This is a genomic window from Rhizobium hidalgonense, from assembly GCF_005862185.2.
In the GTDB taxonomy this organism is placed as follows: Bacteria; Pseudomonadota; Alphaproteobacteria; order Rhizobiales; family Rhizobiaceae; genus Rhizobium; species Rhizobium hidalgonense.
On the sequence record NZ_CP054028.1, the window covers coordinates 1,248,381 to 1,269,570 of the forward strand.

The 21,190-nt window shown below is 60.4% G+C and carries 19 protein-coding genes and 3 pseudogenes; 9 read left to right on the forward strand and 13 right to left on the reverse strand.

The window, feature by feature from the left end; all coding sequences use genetic code 11:
* The first annotated feature begins 69 nt into the window (after window positions 1-69).
* From FFM81_RS27215 to FFM81_RS27225, 3 genes and pseudogenes are all read left to right on the forward strand, one after another.
* Window positions 70-804 (forward strand): phosphotransferase enzyme family protein, encoded by a 735-nt coding sequence (locus FFM81_RS27215; RefSeq protein WP_138385586.1) that lies wholly within the window; start codon window positions 70-72, stop codon window positions 802-804.
* A gap of 170 nt (window positions 805-974) precedes the next feature.
* A complete protein-coding gene (locus FFM81_RS27220) occupies window positions 975-1,286 on the forward strand; it encodes a DUF982 domain-containing protein (RefSeq protein ID WP_138385585.1) in 312 nt (103 codons plus the stop codon).
* Window positions 1,287-1,604: 318 nt separating this feature from the next.
* Window positions 1,605-2,441 (forward strand): annotated as a pseudogene (locus FFM81_RS27225) (SDR family oxidoreductase); the annotation flags it as partial.
* A 62-nt stretch (window positions 2,442-2,503) separates the two neighbouring features.
* On the opposite strand, the gene FFM81_RS27230 reads toward FFM81_RS27225, so the two are convergent.
* From FFM81_RS27230 to FFM81_RS33380, 5 genes are all read right to left on the reverse strand, one after another.
* Entirely contained in the window at window positions 2,504-3,010 is a 507-nt protein-coding gene (locus tag FFM81_RS27230; RefSeq protein ID WP_138385584.1) for a YciE/YciF ferroxidase family protein, read from the reverse strand.
* A gap of 236 nt (window positions 3,011-3,246) precedes the next feature.
* Window positions 3,247-3,465, reverse strand: coding sequence for a hypothetical protein (locus FFM81_RS27235; protein ID WP_138385583.1), 219 nt, complete (start codon window positions 3,463-3,465; stop codon window positions 3,247-3,249).
* Window positions 3,458-3,667 carry a hypothetical protein gene (locus FFM81_RS27240; RefSeq protein ID WP_138385582.1) on the reverse strand — a complete coding sequence of 70 codons (210 nt, stop codon included), beginning with the start codon at window positions 3,665-3,667 and terminating at the stop codon, window positions 3,458-3,460. Before FFM81_RS27240 ends, FFM81_RS27235 begins: the two co-directional genes overlap by 8 nt.
* A gap of 1,013 nt (window positions 3,668-4,680) precedes the next feature.
* Complete coding sequence (locus FFM81_RS27245; protein ID WP_137155677.1) at window positions 4,681-4,890, reverse strand: cold-shock protein; 210 nt, start codon at window positions 4,888-4,890, stop codon at window positions 4,681-4,683.
* A gap of 682 nt (window positions 4,891-5,572) precedes the next feature.
* Window positions 5,573-5,869, reverse strand: coding sequence for a DUF6894 family protein (locus FFM81_RS33380; protein WP_425504982.1), 297 nt, complete (start codon window positions 5,867-5,869; stop codon window positions 5,573-5,575).
* Window positions 5,870-6,104: 235 nt separating this feature from the next.
* Here FFM81_RS33380 and FFM81_RS27250 point away from each other — a divergent pair.
* Window positions 6,105-6,835 (forward strand): annotated as a pseudogene (locus FFM81_RS27250) (Crp/Fnr family transcriptional regulator).
* 183 nt (window positions 6,836-7,018) lie between these two features.
* Here the strand turns inward: FFM81_RS27250 and FFM81_RS27255 are convergent.
* The 3 genes from FFM81_RS27255 to FFM81_RS27265 all read right to left on the reverse strand — a co-directional run bounded on the left by FFM81_RS27255 (window position 7,019) and on the right by FFM81_RS27265 (window position 9,559).
* Window positions 7,019-8,047, reverse strand: a complete 1,029-nt coding sequence (locus tag FFM81_RS27255; protein WP_138385581.1) for a DUF2955 domain-containing protein — start codon at window positions 8,045-8,047, stop codon at window positions 7,019-7,021.
* Window positions 8,037-9,143 (reverse strand): HlyD family secretion protein, encoded by a 1,107-nt coding sequence (locus tag FFM81_RS27260; RefSeq protein ID WP_138385580.1) that lies wholly within the window; start codon window positions 9,141-9,143, stop codon window positions 8,037-8,039. The genes FFM81_RS27255 and FFM81_RS27260 overlap by 11 nt, the downstream gene beginning before the upstream one ends.
* 149 nt (window positions 9,144-9,292) lie before the next feature.
* Window positions 9,293-9,559, reverse strand: a complete 267-nt coding sequence (locus FFM81_RS27265) for a hypothetical protein (protein WP_138385579.1) — start codon at window positions 9,557-9,559, stop codon at window positions 9,293-9,295.
* Window positions 9,560-9,703: 144 nt separating this feature from the next.
* Between FFM81_RS27265 and FFM81_RS27270 the strand changes: the two genes are divergently transcribed.
* The 5 genes from FFM81_RS27270 to FFM81_RS27290 all read left to right on the forward strand — a co-directional run bounded on the left by FFM81_RS27270 (window position 9,704) and on the right by FFM81_RS27290 (window position 16,407).
* On the forward strand, window positions 9,704-11,524 hold the full coding sequence (locus FFM81_RS27270; RefSeq protein WP_138385578.1) for an adenylate cyclase: 1,821 nt from the start codon (window positions 9,704-9,706) through the stop codon (window positions 11,522-11,524).
* Window positions 11,525-11,683: 159 nt separating this feature from the next.
* The gene (locus FFM81_RS27275; RefSeq protein ID WP_138385577.1) at window positions 11,684-12,994 is read left to right on the forward strand and encodes an alpha/beta hydrolase; all 1,311 of its coding nucleotides are present in this window, start codon (window positions 11,684-11,686) and stop codon (window positions 12,992-12,994) included.
* Window positions 12,995-13,041: 47 nt separating this feature from the next.
* The gene (locus FFM81_RS27280; protein ID WP_138385576.1) at window positions 13,042-15,198 is read left to right on the forward strand and encodes a mechanosensitive ion channel family protein; all 2,157 of its coding nucleotides are present in this window, start codon (window positions 13,042-13,044) and stop codon (window positions 15,196-15,198) included.
* A 52-nt stretch (window positions 15,199-15,250) separates the two neighbouring features.
* Entirely contained in the window at window positions 15,251-15,652 is a 402-nt protein-coding gene (locus FFM81_RS27285) for a hypothetical protein (RefSeq protein WP_138385575.1), read from the forward strand.
* A 107-nt stretch (window positions 15,653-15,759) separates the two neighbouring features.
* Window positions 15,760-16,407 carry a MarC family protein gene (locus FFM81_RS27290; RefSeq protein ID WP_138385574.1) on the forward strand — a complete coding sequence of 216 codons (648 nt, stop codon included), beginning with the start codon at window positions 15,760-15,762 and terminating at the stop codon, window positions 16,405-16,407.
* 484 nt (window positions 16,408-16,891) lie between these two features.
* Here the strand turns inward: FFM81_RS27290 and FFM81_RS27295 are convergent, their stop codons facing one another.
* The 5 genes and pseudogenes from FFM81_RS27295 to FFM81_RS27315 all read right to left on the reverse strand — a co-directional run bounded on the left by FFM81_RS27295 (window position 16,892) and on the right by FFM81_RS27315 (window position 21,177).
* On the reverse strand, window positions 16,892-17,773 hold the full coding sequence (locus FFM81_RS27295; RefSeq protein WP_138385682.1) for a LysR family transcriptional regulator: 882 nt from the start codon (window positions 17,771-17,773) through the stop codon (window positions 16,892-16,894).
* A gap of 9 nt (window positions 17,774-17,782) precedes the next feature.
* A pseudogene (locus tag FFM81_RS27300) lies at window positions 17,783-18,652 on the reverse strand (alpha/beta fold hydrolase).
* Complete coding sequence (locus FFM81_RS27305) at window positions 18,649-19,050, reverse strand: hypothetical protein (RefSeq protein WP_246401302.1); 402 nt, start codon at window positions 19,048-19,050, stop codon at window positions 18,649-18,651. The pseudogene FFM81_RS27300 and the gene FFM81_RS27305 overlap by 4 nt, the downstream one beginning before the upstream one ends.
* The gene (locus FFM81_RS27310) at window positions 19,047-20,180 is read right to left on the reverse strand and encodes a muconate/chloromuconate family cycloisomerase (RefSeq protein ID WP_138385573.1); all 1,134 of its coding nucleotides are present in this window, start codon (window positions 20,178-20,180) and stop codon (window positions 19,047-19,049) included. Before FFM81_RS27310 ends, FFM81_RS27305 begins: the two co-directional genes overlap by 4 nt.
* A 127-nt stretch (window positions 20,181-20,307) precedes the next feature.
* Window positions 20,308-21,177, reverse strand: coding sequence for a dioxygenase family protein (locus FFM81_RS27315; protein ID WP_138385572.1), 870 nt, complete (start codon window positions 21,175-21,177; stop codon window positions 20,308-20,310).
* Between the last annotated feature and the right edge of the window lie 13 nt (window positions 21,178-21,190).

Here is a 21,190-nt window from a genome sequence, read left to right on the forward strand (position 1 = left end):
CCTTGTGTGTCTGCCGCGAAACTAGTCAAACATGCTTGCGACCTTCGTCGCTCGATGGGGATATTGCCAATGGGATGGAACGCACTCAGGCATTGGGGTGAAGACGCGGTCCGTATCGAACGACTTACTGGCGGCGTTGCCAACGACGTGTGGAGCGTTCGCGTCCACGGTCAGATCGCGGTCGGTCGCCTCGGCCGCAGGACTGACGCCGATCTCGCATGGGAAACCGAGCTGATCCAATTCCTCGACAGTGAAGGCATGCACGTTCCAGTGCCGATCCCGACGACTGACGGCCGGCTGTTCGTGGACGGTCTGGTGGTGATGAAATACATGGAGGGCGGACCGCCCGAGACCAAGTCCGACTGGCGTCGCGTGGCCGACACGCTCCGCGAGCTGCATCGGTTGACACAGGTCTGGCCGCAGCGCCCGGGCTGGCGATCGTCGACCGATCTCCTGCACGCCGGAACCCGAACGAGGATCAACCTTTCCGCGATGCCGCCCGAGGGTGTTGTTCGATGTCGAGCAGCATGGGCGCGGCTCATCGGACGTCAGACATGCGTTGTCCACGGCAACCCGAACAGCCCTGCCAACGTCCGCATGACCGCAGATCGGGTCGCATTGATCGACTGGGATGAGTCACATGTCGACGTCCCCGACCTTGACCTGGTACTTCCCGACAACGCTGCCGGTCTCGACGACGGCGCGCATGACATCGCCACGCAAGCCTCAGCCGCATGGGAAGCCGCCGTCTGTTGGCCAGATGAGTACTCGGTTAGACGACTTGGCGAAGTTCGGGCGGTTTGAGGAGTTGACGGATCGACCGACCGTATTCATGCCGGAGCCTGCGGCCGCTCTGTCGTCAATTTCGGTCATCAAAGGCTGTGTCCCTCGCGTATTATTCAATATCGAAGTTTAACATTCGCGCGTATCTTGCAGACGGCATTGCAGTGTGGGTGCCTTGAGGATCGCGAACAATGTGCTGGAATACATCATCGGCATTCGCGCCCGTTGGGCTCGCTCTGCCCCGCCCGGCAACCAGGAAGATCGTACGAACGCTGGGCGACGCCGCGCGTATTTTAATGAAGGACTGGCCGTCCGATGACGGCGAGGAGTATGTTGCTGCCGTGAAAGCCTGCGTCGACGCGATTAGCGGGAAAATTGCCCCGGAACAATTTCGAGAAGCGCTTTTGCGTGCGGCCGGTGAAGCGGGAATCGCCGCGATAACGGTCGTCCAGCGGGGAGTGCTGGAGGGACGACCGGACCTGCCCTCAAGGGCGCGAAGGTAGCCTATCCTCATCGATGAGCGGACGCATCGTAAGCGCCGTCAGAGGACGGCATGAATTCAAGCGGATGCTCCTTGGCGGGCTTCGCCCATGCGCATCCGCTTGATTTTGGGCGGGAATTTCGGATTTGCAGACATGTCTTGGCCCTCTGCCTCGTCCAACCTAAGACATGGGCTTTTGTTCCATCCGATTTCGAGGAAACAGCCACCATTCTTTGGGACGGTACTGCTCGACTGCGGGGGAAAGAAAGCTACCTCCGGGAACCGTTGCCGCTTCGGGATGTTTGCCTTTGGCCACCAACATGGAGATGATGATGACTGACGACACACGCCGCCCTATCCTGCACAGCAGCAGGAGCCGCCGGGTCACGGCCATGCGGCCTGTTCCCGACCATGGTGAGAATCCTATAGGGGGAATGGAAATCTTGAAGGCAAAACTGCCCTTATAACAGGCGCGGATTCGGGGATCGGCAAAGCTGTGGCGATCGCCTTTGCTCGAGAGGGCGCCGATATTGCGATCTCGTATCTGAGCGAGGACGACGACGCCAACGACACCGCAAAATGGGTCAGGGAAGCAGGGCGCAAAGCCGTCATCATCCCCGGCGACATCAAGTCGGAGGATCACTGCAAGATGCTCGTGCAGCGGACCGTCGATGAGTTGGGCGGTATCGACATTCTGGTCAACAATGCTGCCTTTCAGCGCACTTATGCCGACATTGCCGATATCGATGCCGAAAAGTGGGACGAGACCTTCCGCACAAACATCTATGCACCGTTCTTTCTCGCGAAGGCGGCGATCCCGCATGCCGCGCGGCAGTGCCATCATCAACACCACGTCCATTCAGTCGCGCCAGCCGTCACCCCAACTGTTAGCCTATGCCTCGACGAAGTGAGCTATTTCCAACTTTACCGCGGGACTTGCGGAGATGCTGGGCGAGCGAGGCATTCGTGTTAACGCCGTCGCACCTGGCCCGATCTGGACGCCGCTCATCCCCTCGACGATGCCGGCCGAAAAAGCTGCAAAGTTTGGAGGAAATACACTTGTCGGACGTGCCGGACAGCCAGCGGAGCTTGCCGGTGCCTACGTCCTTCTTGCTTCGGATGCAGCTACATGACAGGAGCAATCATTCCGGTGACCGGCGGGGAAATCATGATCTAGTTGAGGGGAGCGTAGAAAGGCCGCCAAAACGAGGCGGCCTTTCTGTGTGATCGTCAAGCCACTCAGGCCGCCTTCTTGCCCTTGGCATTCGCAGTCGCCTGTGCGAGCTGGGTCAGCTTCTTGTCGGTGGCAACTTCTTCGGCAAGGTTCGCCTGAAGCAGGGGAACTGCATCCTTCAGGGCGAGCTGGTTAGCCCAGGCGATAAGAGTGCCGTAACGAGCAATCTCATAGTGTTCGACGGCCTGGGCCGAAGAGATCAAACCGGCATCCAATGCCGGCGATCCCTTGAACTCTTCCATGATCTCTTCACCTTCGGCGATGATGCCCTGGATGGCTTCACAGGTCTTGCCGCGTGCCGGCTTGCCGAGAAGTTCGAATACCTGCTCGAGGCGTTCGATCTGGCCCTGAGTTTCGTCGCGGTGCTGGAGGAAACCTGCTTTACCTTCCTCAGACTGGGCGGCACGGGCCATTTTCGGCAGCGCCTTCAGGATCTGCTTTTCTGCAAAATAGATGTCCTTGAGTGTATCAAGAAAGAGGTCATCGAGTGTCTTGGTCGTGGTAGCAGCCATGGTAATCCTCCTGTGGCATGGGTTTGCGCGGGGGTAACGCCGCGTGTTTTTGGTTGTCCCTGTCCGAAAATCTACCGGCCAAGGAAGAGAGGCCGATCAGCGATACTGCCAGACAGTCCGATGCAAATGGCGCCGGGCCGATCCGCAGGTAAGGTAACCACGCGGGAACATCGTTGTTCCCCTCGATTTTGGCTTTCTCTCCATCACGAGGAGAAAGAAACTTGGTGGTCACGGATCTATATCCTCGACTTCCGAGTCTGACCTTCGTTCATTTCAGAGGGATCGTAGTTCAGATCCCATTCCTTCACAGGCTTCTTACCTGGAGGCGTCTTGTGCCCCGTGGCGTCTTCCGATCCGGTGATGACTGTCGGCTTGGCACTGGCGACGCCTGTCGCCTTTCTGTCGCCAATCGACTTGGCGAACTGGCCTTTGGCGTCCTTCTCGACATCAGACATCGCTCTCGCCCTTCTGCTTCAGCCCGTCCGAGATCTTTTTGACCTGGGGGTCGGCATTGGTCTCGCCATTAACGTCTTCCGCACGGTCGGGATCGTCCTTTGCGGGCAGGTATCCCCGCGGCGTGTTTTCCTGCGGACCTTCCCATCGCGGCGACTGGTCCGTGGTGCCCGGTGCACCGTCTTTCGGCTTGTTCATTCCCATTATGCTGACTCCTTCTGCTAGCTAACCTTCGTCGTCAGTGGATGTTCCCTTCCCCTCGTCGTCACGCCGGAACTTTGAGCGTCCAGCAAGGTTCGTTGTCGCGTTCAAACGAAGCCATCAAGACCGCCCGCACACTGCTGACATGCGCGGCCTTCGCCGCCGCGTCCCAGCGTGCCTTCCCATGCCTGCACTCACCCAAACGGCCGCCGCTTCCGGCGCCGCCGAAATGAACCATGCCGATGAGACCATGACGGTTGGGTCCATGTCGCTAGCTATTAGCCATGTCGCTGTGGAGATGGGGTGGGAGCCGATGGTGAAGGTCTGGCTGTGCAGCCTGCCCCGCGGGAGGACATCATTGCTGCGGTAAGGCGAGCTTTCGATTCTGCGCAGGCGAGCGCTCGATAGTGGCTTGGCGGTATAGGCTTCAGCGCTGGATACCGGTGTCCCATTTATTGGAACTTCACTGCGCTAGCATCGATGTTCCGGACGCAACATTTCTAATTTGAGCTCGGATCGTCGTGTTCGATGAAACCCTATCGGGACCACATGTTTAGGGGACTTCTTTTCACCATCAATACTTGGTGCGGATGCGCCGGGAACTCGTTGCATGAAAACAAGTTGTTCAATACGGATCGCGCGGAAGGAGCATCTTGTCTCCGCATGTAACCTTGTAGTCTGCGCGATCCGCCTCTTCCCATAGCCCCACTACCCACCGCAACAGACAACGTGGTTGTCGGGCCACATGGCGACTGCGACAGGGGTGTAGAACGGCAGTCGGACCGCCCCGACGTGGCTTGCGTGCTTTTAAACCGCGTCGTTGGATCCGCAAAGACAGCGTGCCGAATTCAGAGTGTCTCGATGGCGAGCTGATCCGGCCAAGCGAAAATGCGGTCCCAGGCGCAGCTGTCGGCGTGACCGCAACAAAAAAAGGCCAGGCAACGTTGCCTGACCTCGATTGGTATCTTGCTCTCGCAGTGCCAGTACATCCGTGGTCAACGGAGAGCGGATGCCATTTAGGCAGCCTGAAGATTACAGGCTGACATCTTGCCGGACTTCATGTCCCGCTCCATGTCGTAGCCAATCTTCTGGCCTTCGACGATGTCGCGCATCCCTGCGCGTTCGACGGCGGAAATATGGACGAACGCGTCCGGGCCGCCATTGTCAGGTTGGATGAAGCCGAAGCCTTTGGTGGAATTGAACCATTTAACTGTGCCAGTGGTCATGATGAACCCTTTCATAGCAATACTGAAGGACCGCGGCAGAAGCGCGCTGCGGATGTTGATAGCGATTTTTGAAAGGAAGGTTCGTTCAGGGCGCGGTGCCAAACGCGCGGTAACCAAAGCTAAGCAAGCAAATATCGATAAACTCTAAATAGAGACGGGGCGGCAGTTTGTCAACCTTTGATTTTACGCTGGCTTCGTGGCTCGTCATCCTGGCGCGACGAATTTTTGCAGTTGGGGGATTCTAACCATGGACCAGGCGCTTCGCAGTGCGGCATATCGATGATTGGCGGTTTGCCTTCTTTTGCGTTTTAAGGCTCAAGGAGCGACGATCACCGACCTGCGTGACTGATTGACCATTGACGCCTGTGACGCCTTGCGGGGCGGCGAGACATTACCGGATTCGAATGACGACAGTCGGGGCGTAATAATCTTGAAATCTACAAACCCTTGGGGGAACAGAACGCCGCCGGGCGCGGGACGTGATTCTGTAACGGTTCGATTTCACCGATGAACTCGGCGTCGGAGAGCCCCAGAGAAGCCGGGCTCCGCGGCCTGCCCGCTGGAAATGCAAGCGGGCTCGCCTCATAGCCATCGCCGGCTGACCATTGACTGAATCTGGCCTATATGAGCGACAGCACGGTTGCGGCCACGGAGCTGGTTGAAGATCTACTAGTTACCGGCGCTATCGATCCGGGTTTCGACGGGCGATCTGGGGTATCGCTGCATCTATATGAACTTCGGCAACCAGATGACCCTGGGCGTCTCGAATCTCGATTGCCTCCGGGAGCTCCGGCTGATTGGATCTGCTCCTGGCAACTAGTTCTCTGAGGGCTTCGCCGGCCTCTTCTCTTGCTGCATCCAAGTCCGGGAATGTCTCACCATCTGGGTCGGGCACGACATAGTCAGCGTGTTGGATGTGAAAATAATAGGTGGGCAACGGCTTGCACTCCCGAGCTCCAGTCGTTACCGCGTCTGGCAATCACCTGCATGTTGGCGACAGAGAATGAGGCCTCCGGCGCAGGCTTACACAGGTGACAATTCCCTGCAGTTTTTCGTCAAACCATTTTTTTACGTGCAAGTTCCGCTGGGGTAGAACGCATTAGCAATTGGGATTAAAACGGTATCGATTGGCCTCGCTCGTGCGTTTACGAGGGCGAACGGGTCTGAAGCGGCAAATGACGTATGCCAACGCAGACACTGACGGAGGCGACGCTATGACAAAAATCGCCCAAACAGATACCAGGAACAGGTTGCTGCGAGGGCTTCCTGAGCAGGCGTTTGACCATATCGCATCATACCTGAAGCCCGTTGATCTTCCGGTCCGCCGCTCGCTTGTTGAACCAGATCAACCCATTGAGGACGTCTGTTTTTGTCGAGAGCGGCCTAGGTTCAATGGTGGCCGTGGCTTCGAACGGAATAGGCATCGAGGTGGGTCAGATTGGATACGAAGGTATGAGCGGATATCCGGTTGTGCTCGGCGTCGATCGGACGCCAAACCGAACTTGTTTCAGGAGACGGCCTAGAACTGCCCACCAGCCGTTTCCCGTCGCTTTTGCGCGACGAGGCGGTTCGTCTAATCTTTCTCCGCTACGTTCACACGCGAGAGCTGCAACTTGTTCATTCGGCTTTGGCGGCGGGCCGATACAACATGCACCAGCGCCTCGCGAGATGGCTGCTTATGTGCCATGACCGTCTTCTCGTGGATGATATGCCCCTTACTCACGAGTTTTTGGCGCTGATGCTGGGCGTCAGACGGTCCGGTGTTACCGACCATCTGCATATCCTCGAGGGTATGCACGCCATCAAGTCGACGCGCGAGAACGTCCAAATTTTGAGCCGCCAGATTCTCCTCGATGTTGCCGATGGTTGTTACGGCGCTCCGGAAGCCGAGTACGAACGGCTTCTTGGGTCCACGTCGTCAGATGACGAAAGACGGCGAGACTAAAAGGAACGTGGGGTAGTTAGTCCGGTTCTAAGACCGACCGTCGATGAGCAGCCTCAACAGTCCATCCTCATCCTTCACGCCGTGCTGATAGGACTGAATAATCCGAGAGGCCAGGTGACTTTTTGAAAGCTTTAGAGGCCTGTCGCGTTCGCAGCAAGTCGGTCTCTTGCGGCGACCGGATGGTCATGCCGATATCCTCTTTGCGTGGCCGGTCCGCGGCCAGAGGATGGCGGCAAACAGCAGCGCGTAGGTCAAGGCTGCTGCGACATAGACGATGCGGGTCGCGAAGGATTCTGCAGCGCTCCCCGGCAGAGGCGAGACCCCGAGGCCAAAGAGGATCAGGAAGGTCGTCAGAGCGCCGGCAAATACCGGCGCCTCCTTCGCGCTGGCGGCTGCGCGCCCTCCAATCAGAAGGACGACGACGAGAACGATGAGGAAGATCGAAAGAAGATTGGGACGCAAAGATAACGCGGCATAAGCAATGGACGCGAGCACGCCGCCGAAGAGGTTGACGAGTACGAGCCCGATTGCCGCCCGCCCCCCCGCAGCAACGTCCAGCTGCCCGAGTAATGACGCCACGGTGATCGGAATGACCGCAGCAGCGGTCAGGTTGTCGCTCGTGAGGCAGATCACGACGGAGCCCAGAAGGATGACCGTGTTTGCCAGCGCCGGACCCAAGGCCGGCGGCCGCTCGTCGATCGCCACCGCCTCAACCTCCGGGGAGAACGGCTCGGGAAAGATCGCGTGGGCGAACCACATCAGAGCCGTGCCGGACAACACCCCGGCGACCAGGATTGACAGGATGGAATTGGCGAGCTCCTTGTTCAGGATGCCGAGCAGAGGCACGATGATCGAAACGACGAGCACGAGAAAGACGGCCGGTCCTCCCTTTCCCGTCGACTGTGCGGCGAAGCACGCAAAATAGGTCAGCCCCAGGATCAGCAGAAAGGGCGCCGGACGGTCGCCGAGCACGTTGGTCAGAACCAGCATCGCCATCCCGGCGATCAGGATGATCATCGCCGCGCCGATGGTCTTGTCGAGCTGCATGGGCCGCGAACTTCCGAGCAGAAACTGGGCGGCAAAGAGCGGACCGAGGAAGGGCACGATGGCCCCGGCATAGACCGCGAGCGTGAAGCCGATCGAGACCGCGAACGCAACCCGCAGGCCCTTGCGTTTCTGCTCCTCGACCGCAGGGCTCCTCTCAGCGGACATAGGTCAGCACCGACATGATGCGGATCCAGAGCGATCCCCAGGCATTGGTGACCGGGTTGTCGCCGGTGTAGATGACGACGGTCGCCTGCGATCCGTAGCGTACTCCGCCCTTGGGCCTCTGCGCCTCCTCGATGATGAGCCGGACTGGAAACCGCTGCGGCTCCTGGACCCAGCCGCTATCGCTCCGGATCGTCGGCAATCCGGTGTTCGGGTCGGTGCTGCCTTGCGATACGCCGAAACCAACGCTCTCGACTTGCGCCGGAAACAACCGACCGGGAAGCGCGTCGAAAAGGACTTCCGCCCGGTTGCCGACTGCCACCTTCTCGAGGCTGTTCTCCTTGAAGGCGGCGGTGATCCAGATCGTTCCGACATCGATAAAGGTCATGGCTGACTGTCCAGCCGACACAACCTTACCGGTTGTAAGTTGGAGGTTGGTCACGACCCCGGCCGAAGGTGCCTGAACGGTGGTCCGCACCAGATCGAGCCGTGCCTTTTCGAGCGCTGCCAGAGCTGCCCGGAGCTGCGGATTGTCATTTCCGCTCGGCCCGAGCTGCTCCTTGGCCTTGGCCAGCTCAGCCTCGGCACCGGTGACGGCGGCCTCTGACTGAGCGAAAGCCGATTTGGTTGAATCAGCCCGCGCTTTGGAATACACGCCCCTCTTTTGCAGCTCTGCTGCGCGCGCAGCTTGTTCGCGAAGATTGTCCCGATCGACTTGGGCCGTGACGAGCTTTGCCTGCGCTGCATCGACAGCAGCCGTTGACGCGCCCATTGACTGGCCGACACTTGCAAGGCTCGCCTCGGCCTCACTGACCGCGAGTTCATAGCGCTCGGGATCGATACGAAAGAGAATCTGATTGGCCTCGACGCGCGAGTTGTCGGCGACGCCGACTTCCACCACCCGGCCGGTAACTTCGGGCGCGATGCCGACGATATAGGCTTGGACCTGAGCCTGCGAGGTCGATGGCGTGCGCCGCTCCATGAAGATGGAGAGGACGAACAGGGCGAGCGCCAGCAGGACGATGATGAGTGCTATCCTGCGGAGCGGGTTCCGAGGCGCTGGGGAAATGACAGGCTCGTCCAAGTTTTCGGAAACCACGGCAATATCCTTCGCAAGCGTTTCGTTTCGGGAAAGCGCAAAGTTTCAGCGCTGGACCTCTGTCGCGATGGTCGTTACCGGCCGATGGAACGCAAGTAGGTAACCGTAACATACGCCCAGTGATGGTTTGCCGCCGGCCTCGTTGCCCGTCAGCGAGTACCTGGCGGTGGCGATACCGAGACGTTATCCAGCGCGCCCTCTATCTCCTTGGCAAGTTCTGCGATCAGCTCCCGGTATTCGACGACGCGCTCGTTCCGCTTCGGATCGGTCGAGACATTCCATCTCTCCAGCGCCGATTGGGCATCTGCAAAATCCCTGCAGATTTCCCGGAAGTCCTGGCTAAGGGAAAAGAGCTCGTCGATCGCCCTGATCCTGTCTGGAAACTGCCGACGGACTGCGGTCACGCTTTCGCCCATGGTTCACTCCTTGCCGGCATTTTGGGCTGCCGCTGCAGCGTATGCCAGATCCCGATCTTCATGGACGACGGAGGGTTCGTGGAGTATGTTACCGTAACATACGGTCTGGCAGTGATGTGACTCAACGGGGAATTGGGGACAGACATGCAGACGTGGATACCAGCAGAGGGGTCTGCAGCACCCATTTCTTTGAGGCCCGCGCCTCGAGCCGACGATATCAGGGAGCAGCTAGAGCGTATCGTCTCTAGTCCTGAATTCCCAGGCGTCGGCCGCGCCGCGGCGTTTCTTCGCTATGTCGTTTCGGAAACTCTCGACGGCCGGGGCAACCGGATCAAAGCCTATTCGATCGCGATCGAGGTGTTCGGCCGGGATGCCGGCTTCACCCAGGACGATCCGGTGGTCAGGATCGAGGCCGGACGGCTGCGGCGGTCGCTCGAGCGCTACTATCTCGTCGCCGGGCAGCATGATCCGGTTCGGATCGACATTCCCAAAGGTGGATATATCCCAAGCTTCGCCTGGTCCTGTCCCGCGTCAGCCGACACCGGAGACGAAGAAGCCGAAGACGCAGCACCCTCCGAGGTCCGCCCCGGACGCTGGTGGGCGACAAGGCGGGTCTTGTTTCCGGGTGCCGCCGCTCTCGCTGCGGTAGCCATCTCGCTATACTGGATCGGGGCCCGGTCTCCCACTCCCTCGCTCGAACGCGGCATGAGCTTGTCGCCCGATCGTCCGGCCCTCGTGGTGGCCCCCTTTGCCAATCTCGGCGAAGGGCCGGAGGCGCAGCTCTACACCGCCGGCCTGACCGAAGAACTAATGACCATCCTGCCGCGGTTCAAGGAGATCAAGGTCTTCGGCCGCGAAACCTCCAAGTCCCTCCCCGCGGATGTGGGCGCATCGGAGGTCCGGGCCGAATTCGGTGCCCGTTATCTTCTTGCCGGCGGCGTTCGCACGTCGGGCAAGCGTCTTCGTGTGACGGCCAGATTGCTCGACACAGCGGACGGCGAGATCCTCTGGTCGGAGAACTATGACAATGATCTGGCGTCGGGAGACCTGTTTGCGATCCAGACGGATGTCGCCAGAAAGGTCGCGACCGCCATCGCCCAGCCCTACGGGGTCATGGCACAGGTCGACGCCGCCAGTCCGCCGCCGGATGATCTCGGTGCCTATGAGTGCACTTTGCGCTTCTATGCCTATCGTTCGGAACTGAGCGCTGCAGCGCATGCGCGCGTCCGGGATTGTCTCGAGGCAGCGCTCGCGCGCTTTCCGAGCTACGCGACCGCCTGGGCGATGCTATCGATCGTCTATCTCGATGAGGACCGTTACAAGTTCAATCCGACGCCAGTCCAGGGCGCAGCCACACAGCGTGCCCTCGATGCCGCCAGGCGCGCAACGCAGATCGATCCGAACAATACGCGCGGACTGCAAGCGCTGATGACGGCGCTGTTCTTCGACAGGCAATTGGCTGAGTCACTGCGGGTGGGCGAGCAGGCGCTCGCCACCAATCCCAACGACACCGAACTGATGGGCGAGTTCGGAACGCGGCTTGCGATCGCTGGCCAATGGCAGCGCGGAGCAGCCCTTCTCGACCAGGCCATCGCCCTCAATCCGGGCAGCGGCGGCTTCTACCACGGAACGCGAGCGCTGGCCGCCTACATGCTCCACGACAACGACACCGCGGTGCTGGAGATCCGGCAGGCGAATATGCAAAAGTTCCCTCTCTTCCATGTCGTTGCCGCCATCATCTACGCCGAGGCCGGGCTGATGGACGACGCCCGCCGGGAAGGACAAGTCTTCGTCGGCATGCGGCCTGACTTCCTGCCGAACGTGGTTACGGAACTTGCAATGCGCAACATTCAGCCTGACGATCGCGACCGTCTGATCGAAGGACTTCGCAAGGCAGGGATGACGGTGCCCGATCCTGATGCAATGTCATCGACCGCCGCCTCCTCGGATCTGCAGCCCCGCTGATGCGCTCTTCCCGACCCGTAACATACCCGATCATACGGGCAAGCCAGCTCATCTTCGCATAGTCTCGCCTGTGCCGACTTCGACCGCCGCCGCGCGCCGCGTCGAGGCCTGCCTTAACTTGACAGTGCCGAGAACTTAACAGGGCGATGAGGAACAGCAGTGAGCACAAGATGTCGAGATGGGCGAATTCGGCCATGCCCTTCCCCGGGTCTGACATGGATCTCGGCTCTTCTGCTGCTCGGCGCATTGGCCGGATGCGGCGGCCACCCGAAGAACGTGCTCATCCCGGTTGCCGATAGCGCGCCGAACGCCACCAAGGTCGACATGCTGGTGACGACGACGCGCACCCGCTCCACGATACGAGGCGAGATGTTCACGGGCGAGCGCGCACTCGCCCCGGCCTTTGCCGACATCACCGTATCTATCCCGCCTGCGAACGTCCGCAAGGTCGGCGAAGTCGCCTGGCCGAGGCGGCTTCCATCCAACCCGGCAACCGACTTCGCAACCTTGAAAGCCGACGAAATCACCCGCGACGACGCCAGGAAATGGCTGAGCGCCACGGTCAGGAAGAGCCGCGATCGCAGCGTGCTGGTGTTTATCCACGGCTTCAACAATCGCTTCGAAGATTCCGTCTATCGTTTCGCCCAAATCGTCAAGGATTCCCGTGTCCATAGTGCGCCGGTTCTGGTGACATGGCCATCGCGCGGCAGCCTGCTGGCATACGGGTATGACCGAGAGAGCACCAACTACACGCGCAACGCCTTGGAGACGCTCTTCCAGTATCTCGCCAGGGATCCGGAGGTGAAGGAAGTCTCGATCCTGGCGCATTCCATGGGGAACTGGCTGGCGCTGGAAGCGCTTCGCCAGATGGCGATCCGCAACGGCCGGCTTCCCGACAAGTTCGAGAACGTGATGCTGGCCTCGCCCGATGTGGATGTCGATGTCTTCCGGCAGCAGATCGTCGACATGGGCAAACAGCACCCAAAGTTCACCCTGTTCGTTTCGCGAGACGACCGCGCGCTCGCGGTATCCCGCAGGGTATGGGGCGACGTCGCCAGACTCGGCGCCATCGATCCCGAGCAGGCGCCCTTCAAGAAGGAACTGGCCGACAGCCAGATCACGGTGATCGACCTCACCAAGGTCAAGGCGGGCGACAGGCTGAACCACGGAAAATTTGCGGAATCGCCCGAGGTCGTTCAACTGATCGGCGCGCGGATTTCCGACGGCCAGACGCTGACCGACAGCAAGGTCGGGCTCGGGGACAAGATCCTTGCCGCAACGACGAGCACGGCGGCCGCCGCGGGCAGCGCAGCCGGCCTGATCCTTGCCGCCCCGGTCGCCGTCGTCGATGCCGACACCAGAGATAATTACGCCGGCCAGGTGAGCGGCCTCACGGGTCCTGTGGGTACGCGGCCGCGAGCGCCCGACTGCACTGCCGCAGGCCGATCGAAGGAGTCGTGCAGGCAATGACGGTTCAGGAGCCGGCAAACTGACGTTCATAGAGATCAGGATAGACAATGCCACCACTTTCCAAGATCCGCATATTTAGACCGTTTTTCACTGGGGCTGCCTTGGCGTCCCTTCTCCTTTGTGCCTCCATTGCCGTGGCGCAGAGCGTGAAGCCTGCAAGCCCGCAGCCAGAAAGCGTCCAGCGCTTTCTCGGAATGCTCTCTGATCCTGACGTCCAGCGCTTCCTGCAGCAGCAGTCGCCCGCTCCTAAGCCGGCGACGGAGCCACCCCCGGAAATGGTGAATCGGGACCCTTCGTTCTCCGAATTCGCGATGCGATTCCGTGGCCATGCCGCCGGCCTTCTTGGCGCCGTCGATTCCTTCCCCCGGGAAACGATGCGCGGCGGAGCCGTGCTCGAACGAGACATTCAGGCGAATGGTGGGACGCGGCCGATCTTCCTGATCGCCGCTTTCCTCGCCGCCGGGCTGGCCGTGCAATGGCTGTTCTGGTGGATCAGCGCCGGCTGGCGCGCATGGATGGCGCGCGCGCCCTATGCGACGGTTCTGGAAAGGGTGATCGCGCTGGCCGCCCGGCTCCTGTGGGCGGCATGTTACGTGCTTTCTTTCGGCCTCGGCAGCATCGGCTTCTTCCTGTTGTTCCAATGGCCGCCCGTCATCCGGGAGGTCGTCGTCGGCTACCTCTTAGCGATCGTCGTCTTCCGCCTGGCGAGCGCGCTTTTCGACGTGTTCCTGGCGCCACGGGCCGAGGAAGAGGGTCGGTTCCGCGTCGTACCGATCACGAAAAATGCCGCCGGCCACTGGGCGAAACGCCTGGGCTATCTCGTCGGCTGGTATGCCTTTGGCTGGGTGACCATCCGGCTGCTCGGCACCCTCGGCTTTTCCATCCCGGCCCGGCAACTCGTAGCCTATTCGCTTGGCCTGGTGCTCCTCGTCATCGGCATCGAAGCTGTCTGGAGGCGTCCGTCTCGATTGTCTCGTGGTCAAGCGAGCCGGATCGGTCTGCGCGCGCGGAACTGGCTCTGGACGGTCTATTTCGTTGCCGTCTGGCTGCTGTGGGTGGTCGGTGCCATGCGGCTGTTCTGGATCGCGGTAGTCTGTGCCGCCCTGCCCGGCGCCATCGCCCTCACTAAAGCGTCGGTCAACAATATCCTGCGCTCTTCCGCGACTGAAGAGGACGGTCACCAAAGAAGCACTGTCGTCTCGGTGATCGTCGAGCGCGGCATAAGGGCGGCGCTGATCGTCGGCGCCATCGTCCTGCTTGCGGACGCCCTCGATGTCAGGCTGACTGAGATGACAATGCAGGATTCGCCGCTTCTTCGCCTCGTGCGCGGCCTTCTCAGCGCCGGGATCATTCTGCTGGTCGTCGATCTCGCCTGGAATATCGTGAAAGTGCTGATCGATCGCAAGCTCGGCGATACCGAGGCCGTCCTTGAAATCGGCAGCGAACGGGAGCGGCGGCGCACGCGTATCAGAACCCTGCTGCCGATCCTTCGCAATTTCCTGATGATCCTGTTCGCTGCCATCGCGATAATGATGGCGCTGTCGTCGCTTGGCGTGGAAATCGGTCCGTTGATCGCCGGTGCCGGCGTCGTCGGCGTCGCTATCGGCTTCGGCGCGCAGACCGTGGTCAAGGACGTTATCAGCGGCATGTTCTACCTGCTCGACGACGCCTTCAGGGTGGGCGAATATATCCAGAGCGGGAGCTACAAGGGCACCGTCGAGTCCTTCAGCCTACGATCCGTCAAGCTCCGGCATCACCGCGGCGCGGTCTACATCGTCCCCTTCAGCGAACTCGGGGCGATCCAGAACATGAGCCGTGACTGGGTGATCGAGAAGATGACGATCACCATCACCTACGATTCCGACATCGAGAAGGCCCGCAAGATCATCAAGAAGATCGGCCTGGAGCTGTTCGAGGATCCGGAATTCAAACCAACGACGATCGAACCGCTGAAGATGCAGGGGATCGACAGCCTCGGTGACTCCGGCCTGCTCCTGCGCATGAAGGTCATGACCCTTCCGGGCCAGCAGTTCACACTGAAGCGGCGGGCTCTGCGGATGATCCATGACGCATTCAACGAAAACGGGATTAAGCTCGCAGTGCCCACAGTCCAGGTCTCGGGCGGCAAGGACGACGCTGTTGCGGCCGCTGCCCAGCAGACGCTCGCAGCGCACAGCGCGGCAACAGCCGCGAACTCGGCTTAAGAGCGACACTCGTCGGGCCATGAAACGAAACACAACAGCAAGGAGGAATGAAATGAAGATCCTAGTCAACCTATTGCACATGCTTGTGACACTTGCCGTGCTGATGATGGTCTGCGCGCCCGTCCTCTTTCCGGCGACGGCCGAAGCCCGTCGTGGCGTGGCGGCATGCGGCCCGAGAGGCTGCGGTGCTGCGGCCTGCGGGCCTCGCGGATGCGCTGCGGTCGGACGCACCACCCGTCCTGTTGTTCGCCCGCCCGTCCGGCGCGGCGTCGTTGTCGTCGCCCCTCGCCGCTACTGGCGTCCAGGTACTGCCATCGCCGCAGGCGCTGCCATCGGCTTCGTCGCCGGCGCTGCCGCCGTTTCACTGGCAGGTACGCCGCCCCAGCCCGGTCAATGCTGGTACTACACCTCGCCGGCCAAGACGACAGGCTTCTGGGATGTATGCCCGCGCTGAGCGGCTGGTAGAAAGGCCGGCGCGGTCGTCTGGTTGTCTTCAATACCCCTCCCCCGATCGGGGAGGGCCAGGAATTTCAAGTCAGAAATTATAGAGGGTACGTTTCCATGGATTTCACAGTCATCGATGCCGCACTCATTGGAAAACTTCTGCTGCTGCTCCTGATCGGCATGGGGCCGAAGATCGCCCTCGTGCCGTTTCTGGAAAAGACCCACGCTTTCGATACAGAAACCAAGACACGCATCGGCCGTCAGATGGTTCTGATCGCCGTCGTTACGGCGCTCATCCTTTTTGCCACTGGCGCTCTGCTGATGCGGCTTCTCCATATCACGGGCGGCGCAGTCGCCGTCGCCGGCGGCATCATCCTCGCGCTGATCGCGATCAAGATGGCATCAGGACCAACGGAGAAGCCGCACGACGACTTTGCGGCTCCCGTCGACCCGGACAAGCTGGCCATATTTCCGCTCGCGGTCCCTTACTTGCTCAATCCTGTCGGCATCACGGTCATCATCATCGCTTCCGGCGAAGTTGTCTCGATCGCCAGTGCCATACTGGTCACCGCCCTGATCCTGATCGTCGGCGCGTTGGACTATCTGGTGTTCACCAACATCGACAAGCTCGCCAAGCGTATGAAGCCAGTCACCATGATCGTTTCGGAGGTCGTCTTCGGCGTTCTGCTGACGGCAGTCGCAGTCCAGTTGATCGTCGTCGGGCTTGGCAATCTCGGGATCATCGCCCCGTCCGCCGCGCATTAGCATCCGATGATGCGAACCTTGGTCCAAGTGAAGAAATAGAGCGCGATCTCGTCCGAACCTGCTGACATTTTTTTGGCATCATGCCGGCGTACAGATTTCGACCCTTGAACAGAAAGCCTGGGTAGGCCGATGACAGTCTGCCGACTGCCGGAGGCGCACAACGATCATTCCTTTGATGTTATCCATCGTTGCAGTTGAAAGGATACGAACCCACGCCCCTGTTATTACAATTTTCCTTGGTAACAGATTGGTTAGGCGAGCTAAGAATTTGGCCTGGCTGAAATGACTGATTGGGGCCGTCGGCCGACCATCCGTTGCTAGGCCGCGCAACGCGAAAAGCGGACATGCCAGTTCTCGCCGCCAAGGTCCGGATCGGGATGGTGAGCGGAAGTCCCTCGAGGGCGATGAACGTCTGCAGAGCACTCTGTTGTGGAAGTTTTGACGCTGGAGATCCAATCAGACGGAAACACCAGCGATCTCGGAATTATACGCGGGCAACTTTCCGCACGAGCGCCAGAAACCCGAACAGGTGCGGCGAGCGGTTGTCGCGACGATAGTTTAGCGAGAGCTTGGTGCCCGGATTGAAGCCTTCAAAGTTTCGGTAGACAACCCCGGTCCGCTCATTGAGGGCGACCGACTGGGGGACGACGCACACACCCACGCCGACCGATACGAGACTGATAGCGGTCAGGAAGTCCTGAGCCATCACCTGTGAGGCAGGGATGAAGCCGTTCCGCTTGCAGACGTCGAGGACGTAGTCCGCGTAGCTTGGCCTCGGCCGGCGCGGGAAAAGCACGAACGGCGTTTCTCGCAGGTCTTCGAGCTTCATCGGACCTTGGAAGTCGGCGTATACGTCTGGCAGCGCAAGGACCAGCGGCTCCTCGATCAACGTCTCGGATTTCAGCTCCGGATCCTCGATCGCGGGACGCGCGACAGCAATATCGATCTCTCGTTGGATCAGTGCGCGCTGCAGCTCGGCGTTGTTCATGGCAGAGAGAGCCAGCTCGATATCCGGATGGGCGACTCGAAATGCCTTGATGATGTTGGGGAGGACGCCGAACGTCGCAGTGCCGACGAAGGCGATCCGCAGACGCCCTGCAACCCCCTCGCCGATGCGCCTCACCTCGCGCTCCGTCTGGTCGACGCGCTCTAATATTTCTCTTGCCCGTTCCTGAAGCAGGTCGCCGGCTTGGGTGAGCCTGATCTGGCTGCGGCTGCGATCGAACAGGATCGCGCCGAGCTCCTTTTCGAACTGAGCGATCTGGCGACTGAGCGGGGGCTGGGCAATACCGAGCCGCGCGGATGCCCGGCCGAAATGCAGCTCTTCCGCCACCGCCAGAAAATAACTCAGCCGTTTGAAGTCCATCATCGTCCGTCAGGCATGAGCCAGCTCCGCCTGGGAGTGCCTCATAAGCTCCAGCGCCTCCTGAAAATAGGGTCGGAAGGCGGCGGGGTTCTCGCTCATCGGAAAATGCCCAAGATCCTTCATGATGGCAAGGGTGGCACCCTCAATGGCCTCCGCCGTCCGCCGGGCGTCCTCGGGTGTGCAGGTCAGGTCGTATTCTCCGCACATGATATGCACCGGCGTTTTTCTCGTGTTGATCATTCCCAGCCTGTCGGTGAGGCTGTCATCCTTCGTGTAGAAACTGAGATCGCCGCGGAACACGCCCGGACCCGATTGCATGAACATCCACTGGGTGTTCCAGCGTTCGACAGACGGCGCCTGGGGAGGAATATTGGCCGACACGAGCGCGGCGCCCATCTCGCCGCCGTGGGCGTCGGGACGATGGAACCAGTTGATGTCATACCAAGCGGGCTGGAAATCGGACGCCTCGATGGCGATGAAGCCGGCAAAGCGATCGGCATGCAGTGCTGCCAGTTGCAGAGCGATCCGGCCCCCCATTGAGCACCCCGCGAGCAGTGGCTTCTCCAGCCCCAGCGCACTGCAAAAAGAGAGCACTGTTTCAATGTAGGTTCCGGTGGTCAGCAGGTATTCCGCAGTCTCGAATCCTTCTGGCGGCAAAGACTTGCCGTGCCAGGGCATGTCGAATGCCAGGAAGCGGTGCGACTTGGTGAAACCCTAGTCGTTGAGAATGAACCGCCATTGGCGTGTATCGGCTCCGGCGGTATGCAAGCACACCACCGGACGGCCTTGGCCGGCTTCCTCGAAGTAGACCCGCAACGGTGTGCCCTCGACGGTCAGGCGGACATACCGGCCGGTGATCGGCTCGATCGAGGATGTCATAGGCTGTTCTCCCGCCGTCCCAATGCCATGAATTCCTTGAAGTAGCGCAGGTTTTTCACGAGCGTCAGAATATCTCCGTCGATGCGGCCATGCCCATATTTCACAAGACCGAAGATGTCATGGTACCCAGGCTCTGGCAGCGGGTGCCAGAATTTGTCCAGCGCCTCACCTTTGACCCTGAGCGCGAAGCGCCACGGCAGTTTCTTGCTCGGACCTTCCTTGATCTCAACCACGCGGCCCTTCTCGAAGGTGAGGTAGAATTCATCCCGGTCTATTTCGAGCAGCACGGTCTCGTTGAACAGGCGCCCGAGGCGCAGGAGATGAGGGGTGGCGTTGAGCCTCTCCGCCATGTCTTCGAGTTTGAACCGATGGAGTGCGTACGGCATTTCCGGTGTCATTGGCTTCCTGCCTTGCGCGCCATGAAGCGTACCTTGTCTTCGTCGAGGGTCATGCCGAGGCCAGGACCAGTCGGCACATGGATCTCGAACTCCTCGAAGACCAGCGGCTTCGCGACCAGATCGTCCACGAGAATACGGGGACCGAAGTGCTCGCTTCCCCATTCGAGCTTGGGAAGCGTCGAAAACACAGCCATGTGCGCTGCTGCGCCAATGCTGCTTTCCAGCAGGCATCCGCCATAAAGCTCGATACCGAATGCCTGCGCGATGCCGGCCGCTCGCTTGAGCTCAAGAAGCCCGCCGCTTTTGACGAGCTTGAGAGAATAAACGCTTCCGCAGGCCTGCGAGGCGACACTCGCCAGTTCCGTGTTGGTGAAGGCCGCCTCGTCGATGAGAAGCGGGATACGGGTCCGCGAAGCGACACGCGCCATGGCGTCACGTTGGGACGCCGGAACCGGTTGCTCGATCAGCGCCACGCCGAGTTCCTCGAGCGCGGGAAAGAGCCTGAGGCATAGTGCTTCCGTCCACGCTTGATTGACGTCGACGATAAGCCGCACGTCGTCGCCCAAGCCGGCGCGCAAGTGTTGCAGGCGCCTGACGTCGGCATCCGGCGTGTTGAAGCCGAGTTTGATCTTGAAGTCCTTGTGCTGACGCAGACGTAGCTTCTCGCGTGCCTCCTCGAGTTCCTGTCCGGAATCGCCGGAGGCAAGCGCCCAGATCACGCCGATGCTGTCGCGGACCTGCCCGCCGAGCAACGCACTGGCGGGCAGGTCGAGCGTGCGGCCGACGGCATCAAAAAGTGCCGACTCAACCGCTGCCTTGGCAGCGAAATTGCGCGTGGCCGCCTTTGACATGCGCACCGCATTGGCCTCGAACATCATCGCATTCTGATCTGCGAGGGCGGGGGCGAGATACTTCTCGATGACCGCCTGTATTGACTCCACACTCTCCTCGGCCCAACGCGGCCCACCGAGCGTAGAGGCCTCGCCGATGCCCCTGACACCGTTCTCAAGCAGAACCCGCACGAGAACAAATCCCTGGTGGGCGATCTCCGTGTTCGAAAGCTTATGCCGGCGAATGGTGGGAGCCTCGAGGATGGTCGCTACGATGGACCGAATCCGCATGTCCCGCATACCGGCCGCGGATTGGTCAGTAGTTGGGGATGGTTCAGCGATGGCGGGGGGCATGTTCCTATTGCCTTTCGAGCTGATCCGCAGAGACGCCGCTCGGCGGATCGATGCTGGAATGCTGCTGCGGTGATTACTCGGCGGCGACAGACATGGTGCCGGTAGCCGGCTTGAGCTTGAAATCGAATTCCATGACGAGATCCGTGTCAGCGCCAGCTCCGGCTTTGCCCATCTTGCCAATGAGGCTTTCCTTAACGGCGAAGACGGCGTCGTTGTCGAGATACTTGGTGTCCGCGTCATAGATCTGCGACACAAGGCTTTGATAGCCATCTTTCTTGAGCATGAAGTGGATATGGCCAGGGCGCCACGGGTGGTGGCCCATATAGTTCAGCAGTTCGCCGGCTGCGCCGTCGTAGGGGATCGGATAGGGCACCGGCCGAATGCCGACGAATTCGTATTCGCCTCTTTCGTCGGTCAGGAAGCGGCCGCGAAGATTGAAGTCGGGCTGCTCGGGATCCTGCTGTTCATAGAGACCGTTCGGCGCGTCCTCCCAAACGTCAATCGTCACGCCCTCAACGGGACGTCCGGCCGTATCGCGCACGGTTCCGCGAACACGTACGGTCTCAGAGCCTTCGAAGCTCTTCTGAACAATCGAGGCACCCTTCGGCAAAACCGGCGGGTTGTCGCGATAGAACGGCCCGAGGACAGTAGATTCGCTCTCACCGTCGGTCACGGCGTGGTCGAGCATGTCGACCAGAACTTCGACACCCAGGATGTCGGCAAGCAGAATGAACTCGTTGCGAGCGTCATCAGAGATGTGTCCAGCGCGGACGAGGAATTGACAGGCTTCAATCAGCTCCGCGTGGGTGATCTTCGCCTCGATACAGAAGGCGTGGATGTGGCGGATGAGGCTTTCAAGAATCTCACGGTTGCGGGCCGGGATATCCGAAGACAGCGCGGCGATTACGACATCCGAGATGTTTTGCTGGGTTACGTTTCGCATTTTCTCCTCCTCA

Excerpts from the sequence above, each read along its gene's own strand:
- FFM81_RS27240 (WP_138385582.1), bottom strand. The coding sequence starts at position 3,667 with ATGGGAATGAACAAGCCGAAAGACGGTGCACCGGGCACCACGGACCAG.
- FFM81_RS27290 (WP_138385574.1), top strand. The coding sequence starts at position 15,760 with ATGGATTTCACAGTCATCGATGCCGCACTCATTGGAAAACTTCTGCTG.
- FFM81_RS27220 (WP_138385585.1), top strand. The coding sequence starts at position 975 with ATGTGCTGGAATACATCATCGGCATTCGCGCCCGTTGGGCTCGCTCTG.
- FFM81_RS27280 (WP_138385576.1), top strand. The coding sequence starts at position 13,042 with ATGCCACCACTTTCCAAGATCCGCATATTTAGACCGTTTTTCACTGGG.
- FFM81_RS27215 (WP_138385586.1), top strand. The coding sequence starts at position 70 with ATGGGATGGAACGCACTCAGGCATTGGGGTGAAGACGCGGTCCGTATC.
- FFM81_RS27255 (WP_138385581.1), bottom strand. The coding sequence starts at position 8,047 with ATGTCCGCTGAGAGGAGCCCTGCGGTCGAGGAGCAGAAACGCAAGGGC.
- FFM81_RS27235 (WP_138385583.1), bottom strand. The coding sequence starts at position 3,465 with ATGTCTGATGTCGAGAAGGACGCCAAAGGCCAGTTCGCCAAGTCGATT.
- FFM81_RS27265 (WP_138385579.1), bottom strand. The coding sequence starts at position 9,559 with ATGGGCGAAAGCGTGACCGCAGTCCGTCGGCAGTTTCCAGACAGGATC.
- FFM81_RS27310 (WP_138385573.1), bottom strand. The coding sequence starts at position 20,180 with ATGCGGGACATGCGGATTCGGTCCATCGTAGCGACCATCCTCGAGGCT.
- FFM81_RS27245 (WP_137155677.1), bottom strand. The coding sequence starts at position 4,890 with ATGACCACTGGCACAGTTAAATGGTTCAATTCCACCAAAGGCTTCGGC.
- FFM81_RS27295 (WP_138385682.1), bottom strand. The coding sequence starts at position 17,773 with ATGGACTTCAAACGGCTGAGTTATTTTCTGGCGGTGGCGGAAGAGCTG.
- FFM81_RS27270 (WP_138385578.1), top strand. The coding sequence starts at position 9,704 with ATGCAGACGTGGATACCAGCAGAGGGGTCTGCAGCACCCATTTCTTTG.
- FFM81_RS27230 (WP_138385584.1), bottom strand. The coding sequence starts at position 3,010 with ATGGCTGCTACCACGACCAAGACACTCGATGACCTCTTTCTTGATACA.
- FFM81_RS27285 (WP_138385575.1), top strand. The coding sequence starts at position 15,251 with ATGAAGATCCTAGTCAACCTATTGCACATGCTTGTGACACTTGCCGTG.
- FFM81_RS27315 (WP_138385572.1), bottom strand. The coding sequence starts at position 21,177 with ATGCGAAACGTAACCCAGCAAAACATCTCGGATGTCGTAATCGCCGCG.
- FFM81_RS27305 (WP_246401302.1), bottom strand. The coding sequence starts at position 19,050 with ATGACACCGGAAATGCCGTACGCACTCCATCGGTTCAAACTCGAAGAC.